This is a genomic window from Streptomyces sp. NPDC006733, assembly GCF_040636125.1.
In the GTDB taxonomy this organism is placed as follows: Bacteria; Actinomycetota; Actinomycetes; order Streptomycetales; family Streptomycetaceae; genus Actinacidiphila.
In genome coordinates this window covers 141,167-158,187 of the sequence record NZ_JBEYJD010000005.1, presented here as the reverse complement: position 1 = coordinate 158,187, position 17,021 = coordinate 141,167, and the positions used below count along the sequence as shown (strand labels likewise).

Annotated in this window: 5 protein-coding genes; 1 reads left to right on the top strand and 4 read right to left on the bottom strand. The window is 73.2% G+C overall.

From position 1 onward, the window contains the following. The first annotated feature begins 10 nt into the window (after nucleotides 1–10). Nucleotides 11–913, top strand: coding sequence for a proline iminopeptidase-family hydrolase (locus ABZ721_RS07150; RefSeq protein ID WP_358787577.1), 903 nt, complete (start codon nucleotides 11–13; stop codon nucleotides 911–913). Between the two features lie 107 nt (nucleotides 914–1,020). On the opposite strand, the gene ABZ721_RS07145 is transcribed toward ABZ721_RS07150, so the two are convergent. From ABZ721_RS07145 to ABZ721_RS07130, 4 genes are all read right to left on the bottom strand, one after another. After that, complete coding sequence (locus ABZ721_RS07145; protein ID WP_358787576.1) at nucleotides 1,021–3,171, bottom strand: condensation domain-containing protein; 2,151 nt, start codon at nucleotides 3,169–3,171, stop codon at nucleotides 1,021–1,023. 69 nt (nucleotides 3,172–3,240) lie between these two features. Further along, the gene (locus ABZ721_RS07140; protein WP_358787575.1) at nucleotides 3,241–14,115 is read right to left on the bottom strand and encodes a type I polyketide synthase; all 10,875 of its coding nucleotides are present in this window, start codon (nucleotides 14,113–14,115) and stop codon (nucleotides 3,241–3,243) included. After that, a complete protein-coding gene (locus ABZ721_RS07135) occupies nucleotides 14,115–15,416 on the bottom strand; it encodes a type III PLP-dependent enzyme (RefSeq protein WP_358787574.1) in 1,302 nt (433 codons plus the stop codon). The genes ABZ721_RS07140 and ABZ721_RS07135 overlap by 1 nt, the downstream gene beginning before the upstream one ends. Further along, nucleotides 15,413–17,014, bottom strand: coding sequence for an AMP-binding protein (locus tag ABZ721_RS07130; RefSeq protein WP_358787573.1), 1,602 nt, complete (start codon nucleotides 17,012–17,014; stop codon nucleotides 15,413–15,415). The genes ABZ721_RS07135 and ABZ721_RS07130 overlap by 4 nt, the downstream gene beginning before the upstream one ends. Nucleotides 17,015–17,021: the final 7 nt, after the last annotated feature.

Sequence of the window (17,021 nt, the reverse complement as noted above, 5' to 3'; positions counted from 1 at the left end):
GTACCCCACGATGTTCCCCGCCCCCACCCAGAAGGGCACCGCCCCCTTCCGCGGCCACCGCACCTGGTTCCGGGTCACCGGCGATCTGCACACCGGGCGCACCCCGCTCGTGGTCGCGCACGGCGGCCCCGGCTCCACCCACGACTACCTGCTGCGGATGACCGAACTGGCCGCGTCCACCGGCCGTCCGGTGATCCACTACGACCAGATCGGCAACGGCGGCTCCACGCGGCTGCCCGACCGCGGCGCCGACTTCTGGACCGTCGACCTCTTCCTCGACGAGCTGGACAACCTCCTCGCCCACCTCGGCATCGCCGACGACTACCTGCTCTTCGGCCAGTCCTGGGGCGGCATGCTCGGCGCCGAACACGCCGTCCGGCGCCCCGCCGGGCTGCGCGGCCTCGTCATCGCCAACTCCCCGGCCTCCATGCCGCTGTGGCGCGCGGCCTGCGAGGGGCTCAAGGACGCGATGCCGCCGGTGCACCGCGACGCCCTGCGCCGCCACGAGGCCACCGAGGAGTTCGACCACCCCGAGTACCAGCGCTCCGTGTACGCCTTCTACCAGCGCCACGTCTGCCGGGCGAACCCGCTGCCGCGCGAGGTCGCCGCCACGCTGCTGGAGCTGCAGAGCGACCCGACGGTCTACGGCACCATGAACGGCCCGAACGACTTCCACGTCATCGGCACCCTGAAGGACTGGACGGTCATCGACCGGCTCCCGGCCGTCGCCGTCCCGACCCTGATCATCTCGGGCGCCTACGACGAGGCCACCCCGGCGACCATCCAGCCGTTCCTGGACCACATCCCCGGCGCCCGGTGGGAGCTGTTCGAGCAGTCCAGCCACATGCCGCACGTCGAGGAGCCGGAACGTTTCGACACCGTCATGAAGGCGTGGCTGGCGGAGGTCGGCTGACGGCCGCAGCACGCAACGCGCGCAACGCCGAAGGGGGCTCGTACCGGTGCGACCGGTACGAGCCCCCTTCGGCGTATCTGCCGTCGGTCAGGCCTTCTCAGGCCTTCTCAGGCCTTCTTGCTCGCGATGTACGCGCTGAGCTTCTCCGGGGTCGGGTGGGCGAACAGGTCGGCCAGCCGGATCTTCACCTGGATGCCGGTGGTGCGCTTGACGCGCTGCAGCAGCTGGACGGCGAGCAGCGAGTGGCCGCCGCTGGTGAAGAAGCCGGAGTCCGCGTCCAGGTCCTCGCGCTGCAGGAACTGCTTCCACAGGGCGATCAGCGCACGCGTCAGCTCGGTGGTGTCCACCGGCTCGGGAGCGGCCTCCGTACGGAGCAGCTCCTCCGCACGCAGCCGCAGGCCTTGCAGGTCAGGAGCACCGTTCACGGTCGGAAGCTCCTCGGTGACGATGATGCGGGCCGGCTCGGCCGGGCCGGGGAGGTCGGTGCGCACCTGCTTCCAGAGCTGGTCGAGCAGGCCGGTACCGGCCGCGGTACCGCCGGCGGTCGCGACGAACGAGACGAGGACCGGCGGTACGGAGGCCGCGCCCACGGCGACCGTGACGGCGGCGTCGACGGCGGGGTGCGCGAGCAGCGCGGCGTCGACGTCCTCCAGGGCGAAGGCCAGCCCCTGCACGGTCACCCGGCGGTCGAGCCGCCCGAGGATCTCGATCCGCCCGTCGGGCAGCCAGCGGGCCACGTCACCGGTACGCGTGACGTCGTCGTCGGCGAGGCAGAGCTCCCCGCGGACGCCCACGGGCAGCTCCGTACCGTCGGGTGCGGCCACGAACGCCCGGGTCAGGAGGGAGGGATCGGCCTGGGCGGCACGCTTCGCGTAGCCGGAGAAGGGCGCGGCGGACGGGCTGAGGACGGCCTCGGGCAGCCCGTCGCGGTGGCCCGCCAGCACGGCGGCGTGGTCGGCCGGGCTCCAGCCGGAGACCTCCCCGATCGGCCGGTCGAGCTGGTCGCCGAGGGCGCACAGCAGGGCGTCGTAGCGGGCGAGCAGCAGGGCCACCTCGGCGGAGGAGAAGACCTGGGTGCGGAAGACGGCGCGGATCGTGGTCTTCGCCGCCTCCGGCTCCGGCATGAAGAAGAACTCGAGGTCGAACTTGCTGAAGCCGTTCTCCACCCCGCGGATCCGCGCCGGGTGCCCCGCCACCTCGAACGTGCCGGAGGTGCCGCCCGGAACGTAGTTGAAGAGGTGGTTGAAGAGGGAGTTCCGCCACGAGGCGGAGTCGCCGTCGCGCACCTCGTCCAGCACGGACTCGGCGGTCACCCCGGGCTCGCCGAGGCTCTCCAGGAAGACCGCGCGGGCCCGGTTCACCAGCCGCTTGAACGGCTTGGCCGGATCCATCCTCACGCGCAGCGGCAGGACGTTCACGTGATAGCCGATGGCGCCCTCGTGGCCGGGCGGGCGCACGCTGACCGGCGAGCCGACGACGATGTCCGAGCCCGCGCCGTGCTGGGCGAGCAGCAGGTAGTAGGCGGCCAGCAGGATCACGGCCTCCGGCGCGCGCAGCTCGCGCTGCAGGCGGGCCACGACGGCGAGGGCGTCGTCGGAGAGCGGGTACTGCAGGGTGTCGCCCGCCAGGTTCGGGGTGGCCGACGCCGGGTTGCCGTACCAGAGGCCGTCGTCGCAGCCGCGGAAGCCGCGGAGCTGGTCGCGCCAGAAGTCGACGCTCTCCTCGGACGGCTCCGCCTCGACCACCGCGGTGACCGGGACGGTGGAGTACGCGTCGGGCGCCTGGTAGGCGCTGATCAGCTCGCCGAGCAGGGTGACGGTCGACATCGCGTCGAAGACGAGGTGGTGCAGAGCGACGCTCACCACGTCGCCGGCCCCGCCCGCCCGCCGGAAGCGCGCCGCCCTGACGAGCGGGCTCCCGTCCAGGGCGAACGGCTCGGCCACGAACGTCTCGACGGCGGCCTGGACGTCGTCCTCGGTGCTCTCCGCCTCGATGACGTCGATCGCGGTGATCATGTCCGGGGTGAGCACCTCCTTGGCGAGGTCGGTCTCGGAGGTGCGGAAGACGGTGCGCAGGATGTCGTACTTGCGCACCACCAGGGTCAGCGCGCGGGACAGCGCCGCGGCGTCGATCTCACCGTCCACGTCGAAGGTCAGGGACAGGTTGTTGACGCCCGATCCCGGTACCAGCCGCTCCAGCAGCCAGAGGTCCGTCTCCTTACGGGTGGCCGCTGTCGGTGCGGGGTCCTGAACAACCATGTCGGATCTCTCCTCAAACGGGTCATGCGGGGATACGTCGGGCGGGTCGGGTCGGATCGGTGGAGTTGTTCAGTCGAGGTGTTCGAACTCGTTGTCGAGGATGTCGAAGAGCTGGCTCGCGTCGGCCGAGGCGAGTTCCGCCTCGTCCGCGGCGGCGGAGGCCGCGGCCTCGGCGGCTCCGGCGCGCAGCGCGGTCCAGCGGGCGACCAGGGCGCGCAGGGTGTCGGTGACCCGGGTGTGGTCCGTGGCATCGACGTCGCCGGTCGTCGTGACCAGCCGGTCCTCCAGGTCGGCCAGTTCGGCCTCCAGGGCCCGCAGTGCCGCCGGGCCGGACGGCGCCGGCGCCAGCTGCTCGCGGATGTACTCGGCGAGGGCCTCGGAGGTCGGGTAGTCGAAGATCAGCGTCGCGGGCAGGCGCAGCCCGGTCGCCGGCGTGAGCCGGTTGCGGAACTCGACGGCGGCGAGCGAGTCGAAGCCCAGCCCGCCGAAGCCGCGCGCCGGATCGACGGCCTCCACGCCCGAGTGCCCGAGCACGGCCGCCACCTCGGAACGCACGAGGTCCAGGACCACGGGTGTGCGCTCGGCCGGCGGGAGCTTGAGCAGCCGGTCCTTCAGACTCTCCGGAGCCGCCACGCCGGCCGCGGCCTGCACGGTGCCGCGCCGCGCCGCGGGCGCCCTGACGAGCCCCCGCAGCATGGCCGGCAGCCCCTGGCTCCCCGCCCGCGCCTCCAGCGCCGTGGCGGAGAAGGGCACCGGCAGCAGGTGCGCCTTCCCGGCGGCCAGTGCCGCGTCGAACAGCGCGAGCCCGGCCTCGCGCCCGAGCGCCACCGCACCGCCGCGCGCCACCCTGTCCACCTCCGCCTGCGTCAGATCCGCCCCCATGCCGCCGGACTCGGGAGCCCACAGGCCCCAGGCCAGCGAGGTCGCGGCGAGGTTGTGCGTACGGCGGTGGGTGGCGAGGGCGTCGAGGTAGGCGTTGGCGGCGGCGTAGTTGCCCTGCCCGGTGCCGTCGAAGGTGGCGGCGGTGGACGAGAAGAGGACGAACGCGTCCAGGGAGAGGTGCGCGGTCAGCTCGTGGAGGTGGCGCGCCGCCTCGGCCTTGGGCCCGAACACCGTGCCCACCTGGCCGGGAGAGAGGGACTCGACGGTCCCGTCGTCCACGACACCCGCGGTGTGGATCACGGCGGTGAGCGGTGCGTTGTTGACGTTGTTGAGGAGCGTTGCGAGGGCGTCGCGGTCGGAGACGTCGCAGGCGGCGATGGTGACGGTGGCGCCCGCTGCCGTGAGTTCGGCGGTGAGTTCCGTCGCTCCGGGGGCGTCCTGGCCGCGCCTGCTGGTGAGCAGGAGGTTGCGGACGCCGTGCTCGGTGACCAGGTGGCGCGCGGTGAGCGCACCCAGGCCGCCGGTGCCACCGGTGATCAGGACCGTGCCGTCGGTGCGCCAGGGGGTCGCCTCGGCCGCGGCGGACGGTGCCGTACGGGTCAGGCGGGGCGCGTACAGCTGGGAGTTGCGGACGGCGAGCTCCGGCTCGTCGGCGGCGAGGACGGTCGCGGGTATCTGTCCGGTACCGGCGTCCGCGTCCGTGTCGACCAGGACGATCCGGTCCGGGTGCTCCGCCTGCGCGGCCCGGACGAGCCCGTGCACGGCGGCCTGCGCGAGGTCGGCGATGTCCTCCCCGGGCAGTGCGGCGACCGCACCCCGGGTGACGACGACGAGGCGAGCGTCGGAGCCGGCGGGGGAGTCGTCCGCCAACCACCCCTGCACCCGCGCGAGGACATCGACGACCGTGGAGCGGGCATCGGCCCGCGACTCGACCCGCAGCAGCGCGCTCTCGTCCACAGCCGCCGAACCCTCGGCAGCCGGAGCCGCGTCCACGGCCGACCACTGGATCTCGTAGAGATCCCGGGCGACGGCGGCGTGCGCCGATGCGGTGGTGTCCACCGGACGCAGGGCGAGCATCCCGACGGAGGCCACGGGCGCGCCCTGCGGGTCGGCCAGGTGCAGCGTGTAGCCGGACGTGGCGGGGGTGATGCGCACACGCAGCGCGGTCGCGCCGGTGGCGTGGAGCGCCACGTCGGACCAGGCGAACGGCAGCTCGGCCACGCCGCTGTCGGCCCCGGAGAACCCGATGCCGTGCAGCGCCGCGTCGAGCAGCGCCGGGTGGATCCCGAACCCGGTGGTATCGGTGCCCTCGGGCAGCGCGACCTCGGCGAAGACCTCGTCCCCGAGCCTCCAGGCAGCGCCCAACCCCTGGAAGACCGGCCCGTACTCCAGGCCGCTCGCGGCCATGGTCGGGTAGAGCGCGTCCAGGCTGTCGACGGGTACGGCCTCGGCGCCGGCGGGGGGCCACTGGGCCAGATCGAAGCCGGGCTCGGCGGCGTGGGTGGTCAGCAGCCCGTCCGCGTGCCGCGTCCAGGGCTCGTCGTCGGCCGCGCCCTCAAGGCGCGAGAAGACCGACAGCGTCCGCTCCTCGCCTGCGCCGCCGCTTCCCGCACTGCCGATGCCGACCCGCAGATGGAGGGCACCGGTCTGCGGCACGACGACCGGGGCGGAGAGGGTGAGCTCCTGGAGGGTGCCGGTGTGGGCGTGGTCGCCGGTGTGGATGGCGAGGTCCGCGAGCGCGGCGCCGGGGACGATGACGGTGCCGTTGACGGCGTGGTCCGCGAGCCACGGGTGGGTGGCGAGCGAGAGCCTGCCGGTGAAGAGCAGACCGTCGGTGTCCGGGAGAGCGATGGCGGCGGTGAGCAGCGGGTGGGTGGTGCTGCCCTGGCCGAGCCCGGAGGGGTCGCCGGTGGAGGTGGTGGTGTCGGCGAGCCAGTAGTGCTGGTGCTGGAAGGCGTAGGTGGGGAGGTCGACGGGGGTGTGGCCGGTGCCGAAGAGGGCGGGCCAGGTGATGGGAGTGCCGGTGGCGTGGAGGGTTGCGAGGGAGGTGACGAAGATCTGTGCTTCGTCGTGCTCGCGGCGGAGGGTGGGGATGAGGGTGGTGGTGTCGGTGGTGGAGTCGGCGGCCATGGCGGTGAGGACCGCGTCGGGGCCGAGCTCCAGGAGGGTGCTGATGCCCTGGCCTTGGAGGGTGGTGACGGCGTCGGCGAAGCGGACGGCTTCGCGGACGTGGCGGACCCAGTAGGCAGGGTCGGTCAGTTCTTCGGTGGTGGCGGTCTGGCCGGTGAGGGTGGAGACGATGGGGATGGTGGGTGCGCTGTAGGTGAGCCCGGCGGCGATGGTGCCGAATTCGGCGAGCATTGGTTCCATGTGCGGGGAGTGGAAGGCGTGGCTGACGGTCAGCCGCTTGGCCTTCCATCCGGCGGACGTGAAGTGCGAGATGACATCTGCGACGGCGTCTTCGTCGCCGGAGACGACGATGGAGGTCGGCCCGTTGACGGCTGCAATCCCCACTCGGTCGTTGAGCTGGGGCAGCACCTCCGCCTCGGTGGCCTGGATCGCGGCCATCGCCCCGCCGGACGGGAGCTGCTGCATGAGCCGCCCACGGGCGGCCACGAGACGTGCCGCGTCCTCCAGCGACCAGACGCCCGCCACGTGCGCGGCGGCCAGCTCGCCGATGGAGTGACCGGCCAGCACCTGCGGCCGGACCCCGAACGACTCCAGCAGCCGGAACAACGCCACTTCCAGCGCGAACAGAGCGGGCTGGGTGAAGCCCGTCTCGTTCAGTCGCTCGCCGTCACCGAACAGCACGTCCTTGAGCGGGAGTTCCAGCTGGTTGCCGAACGCTGCCACTACTTCGTCCAGAGCTGATGCGAAGGCGGGATAGGCGGCGTAGAGCTCGCGCCCCATCCCCGCCCGCTGGCTGCCCTGCCCGGTGAAGAGGAATCCCAACTGCCCGGAACCGGCCGTCCCGCGCACCGCACCGGGGGCGTTCGCGCCCTCGGTCAGCGCCGACAGTCCGGCGATCAGGCCGTCACGGTCAGCGGCGACGACGCCCGCGCGGTGGGTGAAGGCCGCGCGAGTGGTGGCCAGTGCGGAGCCAACGGCCGTCAGGTCCAGGTCGGGGTCGGCGAGGGCGAAGTCGCGCAGGCGGGCGGCCTGGGCCTTCACCGCGTCCGGCGTCTTGCCGGACAGCACCCACGGCACCACCGGCAGAAGGACAGCCGCAGCGCCCTCCGCCGAAGCCTCTACAGGCGCTTCTTCCACGATCACGTGGGCGTTTGTTCCGCTGATCCCGAAGGACGAGACACCCGCCCGGCGCGGACGCTCCCGCACCGGCCACGGCTGCGCCTCGGTGAGCAGGGCGACGTCACCGGCCGACCAGTCGACGTGCGAGCTGGGGGCGTCGACGCCCAGCGTGCGCGGCAACTCCTCGTGCCGCATCGCCAGCACCATCTTGATGATCCCGGCCACACCCGCCGCAGCCTGCGTGTGCCCCAGGTTGGACTTCACCGAACCCAGCCACAGCGGCTGTCCGTCGGCCCGCTCCTGCCCGTACGTCGCCAGCAGCGCCTGCGCCTCGATCGGGTCGCCCAGCCGGGTGCCCGTGCCGTGGCCTTCGACCACGTCGACGTCACCGCTGGTGAGCGAAGCGGCGGCCAGGGCCTGGCGGATCACGCGCTGCTGGGCGGGCCCGTTGGGAGCCGTCAGTTGGCTGCTGGCGCCGTCCTGGTTGATCGCGCTGCTCTTGACGACCGCCAGGACACGGTGACCGTTGCGCCGCGCGTCGCTGAGCTTCTCCAGGACGAGGACGCCGACGCCCTCGCCCCAGCCCGTGCCGTCCGCCGCCTCCGCGTAGGGCTTGCAGCGCCCGTCGGCGGCGAGGCCGCGCTGGCGGCTGAAGTCGACAAAGGTGTCCGGGGTGGTCATCACGGTGACGCCACCGGCCAGGGCCAGCGAGCATTCGCCGGCGCGCAGCGCCTGGCCCGCCAAGTGGACGGCGACGAGCGAGGACGAGCAGGCGGTGTCGACCGTCAGCGCGGGGCCCTCCAGGCCCAGCGCGTACGAGACGCGGCCGGAGACGACGCTGCCGAGGCCGCCGTTGCCGAGGTAGCCCGCGAGCTCCTCCGGCACGTCACGCAGGCGCGGCGCGAAGTCGTGGTACATCACCCCCGCGAAGACGCCGGTAGCGGTGCCCTGCAAGCTCTCCGGATCGATCCCCGCCCGCTCGAACGCCTCCCACGACGCTTCGAGCAGCAGCCTCTGCTGCGGGTCGGTGGCCAGGGCCTCGCGGGGGCTGATGCCGAAGAAGTCGGCGTCGAACTCGCCCGCCTCCTCCAGGAACGCCCCCGACTTGGAGTACGTCCTGCCGATGGCGTCCGGGTCGGGGTCGTAGGCCTCGTACCAGCTCGGGCCGCGGTCCTCGGGGAAGTCCGTGATGGCGTCCCGGCCCGCGGCGAGCAGTTCCCACAACTCCTCAGGGGTGCGTACCCCGCCCGGGAAGCGGCACGACATGCCGACGATCGCGATCGGGTCGTCGTCCACGGACTGCCGGGCCGCGACGACGGCCGCCGCAGCGGAGGAGGTGGCAGCGGCCGTCCCGTCGCTGACGAGCTTCTCCCGCAGGTAGCGGGCGAGCGTCGTGGCGTTCGGGTAGTCGAAGGTGAGCGTGGCGGGCAGCCGCAGGCCGGTGGCGGTGCCGAGCCGGTTGCGGAGCTCGACGGCCGCGAGGGAGTCGAAGCCCAGCGTGCCGAACCCGCGTGCGGGATCGACCGCGTCCGGGCCGGAGTGGCCGAGAGCGGCCGCGACCTGCGTACGGACCAGGGTGAGCAGGAAGCGTTCCTGCTCGGCCGCGGGAAGTCGGCCGAGCTGCTCCTGCAAGGAGTCATCGCCCGCTGAGCCCGATGCTGCGGCGAGCCGGGCCGGGGCCCGGACCAGGCCGCGCAGCAGGGCCGGCACGCCGTCGGCGGCGGCCCGGCGCGCGAGCGCCCCGGACTCCAGCCGCAGCGCCAGGACGTGGGCGTACTCCGTACCCATGGCCGCGTCGAACATCGCCAGGCCGCCCGCGGCGCTGTGCGCCGGGGTCCCGGCCCGCGCCGCCCGTTCCACGTCCTTTGCCGAGAGCCCTGCGCCCATTCCGCCGGTTTCTGGTGCCCACAGGCCCCAGCCGAGGGAGGTGGCGGGGAGTCCTTGGGTGCGGCGGTGGGCGGCGAGGGCGTCGAGGTAGGCGTTGGCGGCGGCGTAGTTGCCCTGTCCGGTGCCGTCGAAGGTTGCGGCTGCGGAGGAGAACAGCACGAACGCATCCAGGTCCGCGTCGGCCGTCAGTTCGTGCAGATGGGCGGCGGCGTCCGCCTTCGGTGCCAGGACTTCCGCCAGGTGCTGCGGGGTGAGGGTGGCGAACGTCGCGTCGTGCAGCACACCGGCGGTGTGGACGACGGCGGTCAGCTCCACCCCCTCCAGCACGGCGGCCAGCGCGTCCCGGTCGGAGACGTCGCAGGCGGCGACGGTGACCCTCGCGCCCAAAGCCTGAAGCTCGGTGGTGAGTTCGGTGGCGCCGGGGGCGTCGGGGCCCCGGCGGCTGGTCAGCAGCAGGTCCGTGATCCCGTACGCGGTGACGAGGTGGCGGGCCAGCAGCGCACCCAGGCCACCGGTACCGCCGGTGATCAGCACCGTGCCATCGGTCCGCCACACCACCGGGACACCGGTGGCCGTCGTCCGGGCCAGGCGCGGCACAAAGACCGACCCGCCGCGTACCGCCAACTCCGGCTCACCCGAACCCAGCACCCCACCAGGGATCTCATCGGTGTCGGTGTCGGTGTCGAGCAGGACGATCCGACCGGGGTGCTCGGACTGCGCGGAGCGGATCAGGCCCCACACCGCGGCCTGCCCCAGATCCGACACGTCCTCACCCGGCACCACCGCCACCGCACCCCGCGTCACCACCACCAACCGACGCTCATCGTCGAGCGCCAGCAGCGTCTGCAGTTCGGCGAGTACGGCCGTCAGTGCCTCGATCGGCTCGACGTGTGCGGGCACGCGCACCAGCGCCGACTCACCGTCGGACGAGGTCCCACCGGCCCGGAGTGCGGACCATTCCACGTGGTAGAGATCCCGTGCGGCCGCAGTCTGGGATGTCTTCAACTCGGCGGCAACGACCGGCCGCAGCACCAGCGCGCCCACGTCGGCGACCGGGCCGCCCTGCACGTCCGACAGCCGCAGCGCGTACCCGGAGTTGGCCGGGGTGACCCGCACCCGCAGCGCGGTCGCGCCGGAGGCGTGCAGGACGACGTCGGTCCAGGCGAACGGCAGCTCGGCGTCCTCGCTGGGCCGGTCGATGCCGATGGCGTGCAGGGCGGCGTCCAGGAGAGCGGGGTGCAGGGCGTAGCCGGTGGCGTCGACGCCTTCCGGCAGCGCGACCTCCGCGAAGACCTCCTCGCCCAGCCGCCAGGCGGCGCGCAGCCCTTGGAAGGACGGTCCGTAGCCGTATCCCTGCTCGCGCATCCGGTCGTAGGCGCCCTCGACCTCGATGGGCTGTGCGCCGGCCGGTGGCCACGCGCTGCCGGCCGGGCGGGTGGCCGCCGCGTCCTCGGACCGCAGTAGGCCTTCGGCGTGCTGCGTCCAGAGGGAGTCGTCGGTCCCGGCGGGGCGGGAGAAGATCCCCAGCGCCCGCCTGCCGTCCTGGCCGGGCTCCTCCACGACCAGCTGGAAGTCGACCGCGCCGGAGCCGTCGAGCAGCAGCGGCGCCTGGAGCGTCAGCTCCTCCAGGACGGGGCAGCCGACGCGGTCGCCCGCCTGCACGGCGAGTTCGACGAAGCCGGTGCCGGGGAGCAGCGCCGTGTCTCCCACGGCGTGGTCCGCGAGCCACGGATGCGTCTGCAGGGACAGCCGGCCGGTGAGCACCAGCCGGTCGGTGCCCGCCACCGCGACGACGGCGCCGAGCAGCGGGTGCGGGGCCGCCTCGATCCCGAGGGCCGAGGGGTCGGCGGAGCCCGTCACGTCGTCCAGCCAGTACCGCTCCCGCTGGAAGGCGTAGGTCGGCAGATCCAGCAGCGGGGTGGCGGGACCTGTTCCGAAGAATGCCCGCCAGTCGACCTCGACGCCGTGCGTGTGCAGGGCGGCGACGGACGACACGAGGGCCTGCGCCTCGCCCTGGCTGCGGCGCTGGGTGGCGACGAGGACGGCGTCGGTGACGCTCTCGGCACCCATGGCCGTCAGCACGGCGTCCGGGCCGAGCTCCAGGAAGGTCGTGACGCCCTGGCTCTGGAGGGTGGTGACGGCGTCGGCGAAGCGGACGGCCTCGCGGACGTGCCGGACCCAGTACTCGGGGTCCGTCAGCTCGGCGGCGGTCGCGGCCCGCCCGGTCAGCGTCGACACGATCGGGATGGACGGCGCCGAGTACTCCAGGATGGAGGCGAAGCGCCGGAACTCGTCGAGCATCGCCTCCATGTGGACGGAGTGGAAGGCGTGGCTGACGGTGAGGCGCTTGGTCTTCCGGCCCAAAGCGTCGAAGTGCGCGATGACCTGAGCCACGGCCTCGTCGTCGCCGGAGACGACGATCGACGTCGGCCCGTTGACGGCTGCGATCCCGACCCGGTCGTTGAGCTGCGGCAGGACCTCCGCCTCCGTGGCCTGGATCGCCGCCATCGCCCCACCGGGCGGGAGCTGCTGCATCAGCCGCCCACGAGCGGCCACCAGCAGCGCCGCATCCTCCAGCGACCAGACGCCCGCCACATGCGCGGCGGCCAGCTCACCGATGGAGTGACCGGCCAGCACCTGCGGCCGGACGCCCCAGGACGTGAGCAGCCGGAACAGCGCCACTTCCAGCGCGAACAGCGCGGGCTGCGTGTAGCCCGTCTCGTTCAGCCGGTCGCCGTCGGCGAACAGCACGTCCAGCAGCGGACGGTCCAGGTGCTCGTCGAAGGCGACCGCCACGGCGTCCAGCGCCTGCGCGAAGACGGGGAACGCGGCGTACAGCTCGCGCCCCATCCCGGCCCGCTGGCTGCCCTGCCCGGTGAACAGGAACGCCAGGTCCCCGCCCCCCGCCATACCCACCTTGGCCTCGCCGTCCACGACGGCGTCCAGACCGGCCAGCAGACCCGCACGGTCAGCCGCGACCACACCCGCACGGTGGGCGAAGCCCGCCCGCGTCGTCGCCAGCGCCGCACCCACCAGCGCCGCATCCAGCCCCGCATCGGCGAGCACGAACTCCCGCAGACGGGCAGCCTGCGCCCGCAACGCCTCCGGCGTCCTCCCGGACAGCACCCACGGCACCACCGGCAGGGCGAAAGCCGCAACGCCCTCCACCCCGACCTCGGCCGGAGCCTCCTCCACGATCACGTGCGCGTTCGTCCCGCTGATCCCGAACGACGACACCCCCGCCCGACGCGGACGCTCCCGCACCGGCCACGGCTGCGCCTCCGTCAACAGCTCCACCGAGCCAGCCGACCAATCCACGTGCGGTGTCGGTGAATCGACATTCAAGGTGGGCGGCAGCGTCTCGTGCCGCATCGCCTGCACCATCTTGATGATCCCCGCGACGCCCGCGGCGGCGGCCGTGTGGCCGATGTTGGACTTCACCGAGCCCAGCCACAGCGGGTTGTCGGCGTCGTGCCCCCGCCCGTACGTGGCGATCAGGGCCTGGGCCTCGATCGGGTCGCCGAGCTTCGTTCCGGTGCCGTGCGCCTCGACGGCGTCCACGTCGGCGGCGGTGAGGCCGCCGCTCGCCAGGGCCTGCTGGATCAGGCGCTGCTGGGAGGGGCCGTTGGGGGCGGTGAGGCCGTTGCTCGCGCCGTCCTGGTTGATCGCGCTGCTGCGCACGACCGCCAGCACCCGGTGGCCGTTGCGTCGCGCGTCCGACAGGCGCTCGACGACGAGGACGCCGACCCCTTCGCCCCAGCACGTGCCGTCCGCGGCCTCGGCGAACGGCTTGCAGTGGCCGTCCGGCGCGAGTCCGCGCTGCCGGCTGAACGCGGTGAAGGCGCCGGGGCTGGACATCACGGCGACGCCGCTCGCGAGCGCGAGCGAGCACTCGCCGGCGCGCAGCGACTGGACCGCGAGGTGCAGGGCGACCAGCGAGGCGGAGCAGGCGGTGTCGACCGACAGCGTCGGGCCCTCCAGGCCCAGCGTGTAGGCGACGCGCCCCGAGATGACGCTCGTGGCGCTGCCGGTCAGCAGGTAGCCCTCGTAGCCCTCGGGCGCCTGGTGCAGCCGGGGTCCGTACTCCTGCGGTTCGGCCCCGACGAAGACGCCGGTCGCCGAGCCGCGGAGCGCGGCCGGGTCGATGCCGGCCCGCTCGAACGCCTCCCAGGAGGTCTCCAGGGTCAGCCGCTGCTGCGGGTCCATGGAGGCGGCCTCGCGGGGGCTGATGCCGAAGAAGTCCGCGTCGAACTCGGCCGCCCCGTAGAGGAAGCCGCCCTCGCGCGTGTAGGTCTTGCCGGGGGCGTCCGGGTCGGGGTCGTAGAGGCCCTCCACGTCCCAGCCGCGGTCGGTGGGCAGCGTGCCGATGGCGTCCCGGCCCGACACCACCAGGTCCCACAGTTGCTCGGGGGAGCTGATCCCGCCCGGGTAGCGGCACGCCATGCCGATGATCGCGATCGGCTCGTCGGAGCCGGCGGCCGGGTAGGCCGTGGGCTCGTCCTGCGGACGCGAACCGGCCTCACCACCCGTCACCGTCCGGCCGTCGGAGCGGCCGTCGAACCGCACGCCGAAGCTCTCCCACATCAGCTGCCTGGCCAGCGCGGTCGGCGTCGGGTGGTCGAAGGCGATGGTGATCGGCAGGTCGAGCCCTGTCGCGTCGCTGAGCCTGCGGTGCAGGTCGACGACGGCCAGGGAGTCGAAGCCGAGCAGCAGGAACGGCTGCGACAGGTCGAGAGGGATCCGCCCCTCCCGACCGGCCTTGCGCAGCGCCGCTTCCGCCTCCCTACGGACCACCGCGAGGAGGCGTCGGTACTGCTCCGCCTCGGTCAGGCCGGCCAGCCCGGCCAGATCGACCGGTTCGGCCCGGTCGGCCGGATCGACGGCGGAGCCGTCTGCGGTGGACTCGTGGGATGCGGACTCGCTCATCACTGAACTCCAGTGTCGATTTCTGCGCGGGAAGAGATCAGGCGCGACGCCGACGTCACTTCACCGGCTCTGAGCAGGATTTCGGCCGGTGCGGGGCGGCCGAGGAACAGCAGCAGGCTCGCGGTGGGCCCGTACGCGCCCACGTTGGGCACGGCGATCACGTCGCCGGGGTGTGGGAGGGGCATGCGGGCGGACCGGGAGAGCAGGTCGCCGGGGGTGCAGAGGGGACCGGCGAGCGTGACGACGATCTCCTCCGCCGCACCGTCGCCGCTCCCGGCCTTCGGCTCGACCGACAGGGGCAGCAGCCGGCCCAGGCCCGCCATCCCACCGAGGGTGTTGATGCCCGCGTCCAGCACCGCGAAGGTCCGGCCGCGGCTCTGCTTGACGTTGGTGACCGTGGTCAGCAGCCGCCCGCTGTCGCCGACCAGGTAGCGCCCCGACTCGCAGGCGATCTCCGGGACGCCCTGCCGCCACCGCGGGAAGTGCTCGTCGAGGGTCCGTTCCAGCTCCGCGCGCAGCTCGCCGTAGACGGGCCGCTCGCCGGGCACCGAGTACGGGGCGGCGAAGCCTCCGCCGATGTCCAGCAGGCGCAGCGGCGTGCCGAGTTCGGCCTCCAGGCGTGCCGCGCCCCGGATGGTCTCCTGGAACTCGGCGATCAGGCTCGCCTCGTCCTTGGAGTTACTGAGCGGGAAGAAGTGCGCGCCCGCGACCCGGATCCCCTCCACCGCGCGGATCTCCGGCAGCAGCTCGCTCAGGCCCTCGGCGTCGAAGCCGAACTGCGAGGGCGTGCCGGTCATCCGGATGCTGGTGGTGGCCGCGGCCGCCGCGCTGTTGACGCGGATCAGGGCGTCGGCGGTGGTGCCGTGCAGCACCGCCCGCACGCCCAGCCGCCGCAGGTCGCCGAGCGACTCGACGGAGAACGTACGGACGCCGGCGGTGAGCGCGGCGGAGATCTCCTCCGCGGTCTTGCCGGGGCCGGAGTACAGGATCCGGTCGGCGCTGTGGCCGGCCTCCAGCGCGGACGCCAGCTCGCCGGTCGAGCACACCTCGGCGCGGCATGGCCGGTCGCCCTCGCCGAGGGCGCGGACCAGGCCGGGGTGCGGGTTGGCCTTGAGGGAGTAGAAGAGGGTGAACGGCTCCGGCAGGGCGTCCCGGAGATCGTCGCGGGCGGCGATGACGCGGTCCAGGTCGTAGACGTAGAGCGGTGAGCCGTACCGCGCGACCAGCTCTTCGTCGGTCACGCGGACAGCCGTGGCTTCGGTGACGGCTTCGGTGACGGTTCCGGTCTCGGTGACGGTCATCCGGCGGCCAGCTCTTCCGCCGCCAGCAGCGCTTCGAGCTGCTGCTTGGCGTTCTTGCCGTTGGCGGTCAGCGGGAAGTCGTCGATGACCTTGCACAGCGAGGGGACCTTCACGGCCTCCAGCCGCTGCGCCAGCTCCCGCAGCACGGTCTGCGGCGGCAGGTCGGCGGCGACGAAGAGCAGCAGGTCGCGGTCGGCGGTCGGCTTGAGGGCGGCGGCGTTGCGCACCCCGGGGATGTCCATGGCGGCGGCTTCGATCTCGATGGTGCTGACCCGCATGCCCTTCCGCTTGAACATGTCGTCGCGCCGGCCCTCGAAGTACAGGTAGCCGTCCGCGTCGAGCGAGCCGTAGTCGCCGGTGTGCAGGCGGGTGACGCCCGTCTCCGGGTCGGTGCGGAAGGTGCGGGCGGTGATCTCGGGCAGCCGCCAGTAGCCGGCCATGACGTTCGGGCCGGTGACGGTGATCTCACCGCTGCTGCCGGCCGGGACCGGGTTGCCCTCCTCGTCGAGGATGGTCACCTGGGTGCCGGGCAGCGGGCGGCCGGACGAGCCGGGCCGCGTGCGGTCCTCCTCGGGCGGCATGACGGTGATCCGCTTGCACTCCGAGATGCCGTACATCCGCACGACACGGGCGTCGGGGAAGCAGCGCCACAGCCCGTCGATGATCCGCTGCTCCAGCGCGGCGCCGGTGCTGGTGAACATCCGCAGCTTCGTCGGGCGCGGGTCGCGCTCGGCGAGCCGGATCAGGGGTCCGCCGAGGGAGGGGACGAGGGGCAGGATCGTCGCGCCGGTCTCGCGGATGAGGATATGCAGCTTGGGGTCGGCCTCCCCGTCGGCGAGGACCAGTTCGGCGCCCGACAGGCACGTCAGCAGCACCTGGAACAGGCCGTAGTCGAAGGAGAGCGGGACGCGGCAGAAGACGACGTCGTCCGCGCGGTAGCCGAGCACCTGGTTGATCGCGTCGGCGGCGAACGACATCTGCGCGTGCGGGCAGACGATGCCCTTCGGGGTGGCGGTGCTGCCGGAGGTGTAGATGAGGACGGCAGGGGAGTCGACCGACGTCTGCGCGGGGGCGATGCGCACCTCGGTGTCGGTGGCGGCGGCCCAGATGGCGCCGACCTCGTGCACGGGCACCTCCGTCAGCGCCTGGACGCCGTCCGCCAGGCCGTCCACGACCACGACCGCCTTGGGCTCGCAGTTGGCGATGACGGCCTTGAGGTGGAACTCCTTCATCTCGGCGCTGATCGGCACGAGCGCCGCCCCGATCCGGGAGGCGGCGTAGAGCAGCGCCACCATCTCGCGGACGTTCGGCAGGCGTACGACGATGCGGTCCCCGGAACCGACCCCCTGCTCGCGCAGCCAGCCGGCGATCATGTGGCTCTGCTGGACCAGGTTCTCCCAGGTCCAGGCGTCGCGGGAGTCGCGTACGGCGATGCTCCGCGGTTGCCGGGCCGCCGTCGTGTCGAGCAGTTCGTGCAGCAGGTGCGCGGTGTCGGCGGGGCGGTCGGTGCGGTTGCCCGCGGGGGCCACGGTGCCCGCAGGGGCCACGGTGCCCGCAGTGTCTGCGGTGCCGGCGGTGTCCACGATGGTCACGGTCATCTCCTTG

What these genes read in the sequence shown, in the direction of transcription:
- ABZ721_RS07130 (WP_358787573.1), bottom strand. Translation starts at nt 17,014, where the DNA reads ATGACCGTGACCATCGTGGACACCGCCGGCACCGCAGACACTGCGGGC.
- ABZ721_RS07140 (WP_358787575.1), bottom strand. Translation starts at nt 14,115, where the DNA reads ATGAGCGAGTCCGCATCCCACGAGTCCACCGCAGACGGCTCCGCCGTC.
- ABZ721_RS07145 (WP_358787576.1), bottom strand. Translation starts at nt 3,171, where the DNA reads ATGGTTGTTCAGGACCCCGCACCGACAGCGGCCACCCGTAAGGAGACG.
- ABZ721_RS07135 (WP_358787574.1), bottom strand. Translation starts at nt 15,416, where the DNA reads ATGACCGTCACCGAGACCGGAACCGTCACCGAAGCCGTCACCGAAGCC.
- ABZ721_RS07150 (WP_358787577.1), top strand. Translation starts at nt 11, where the DNA reads ATGTTCCCCGCCCCCACCCAGAAGGGCACCGCCCCCTTCCGCGGCCAC.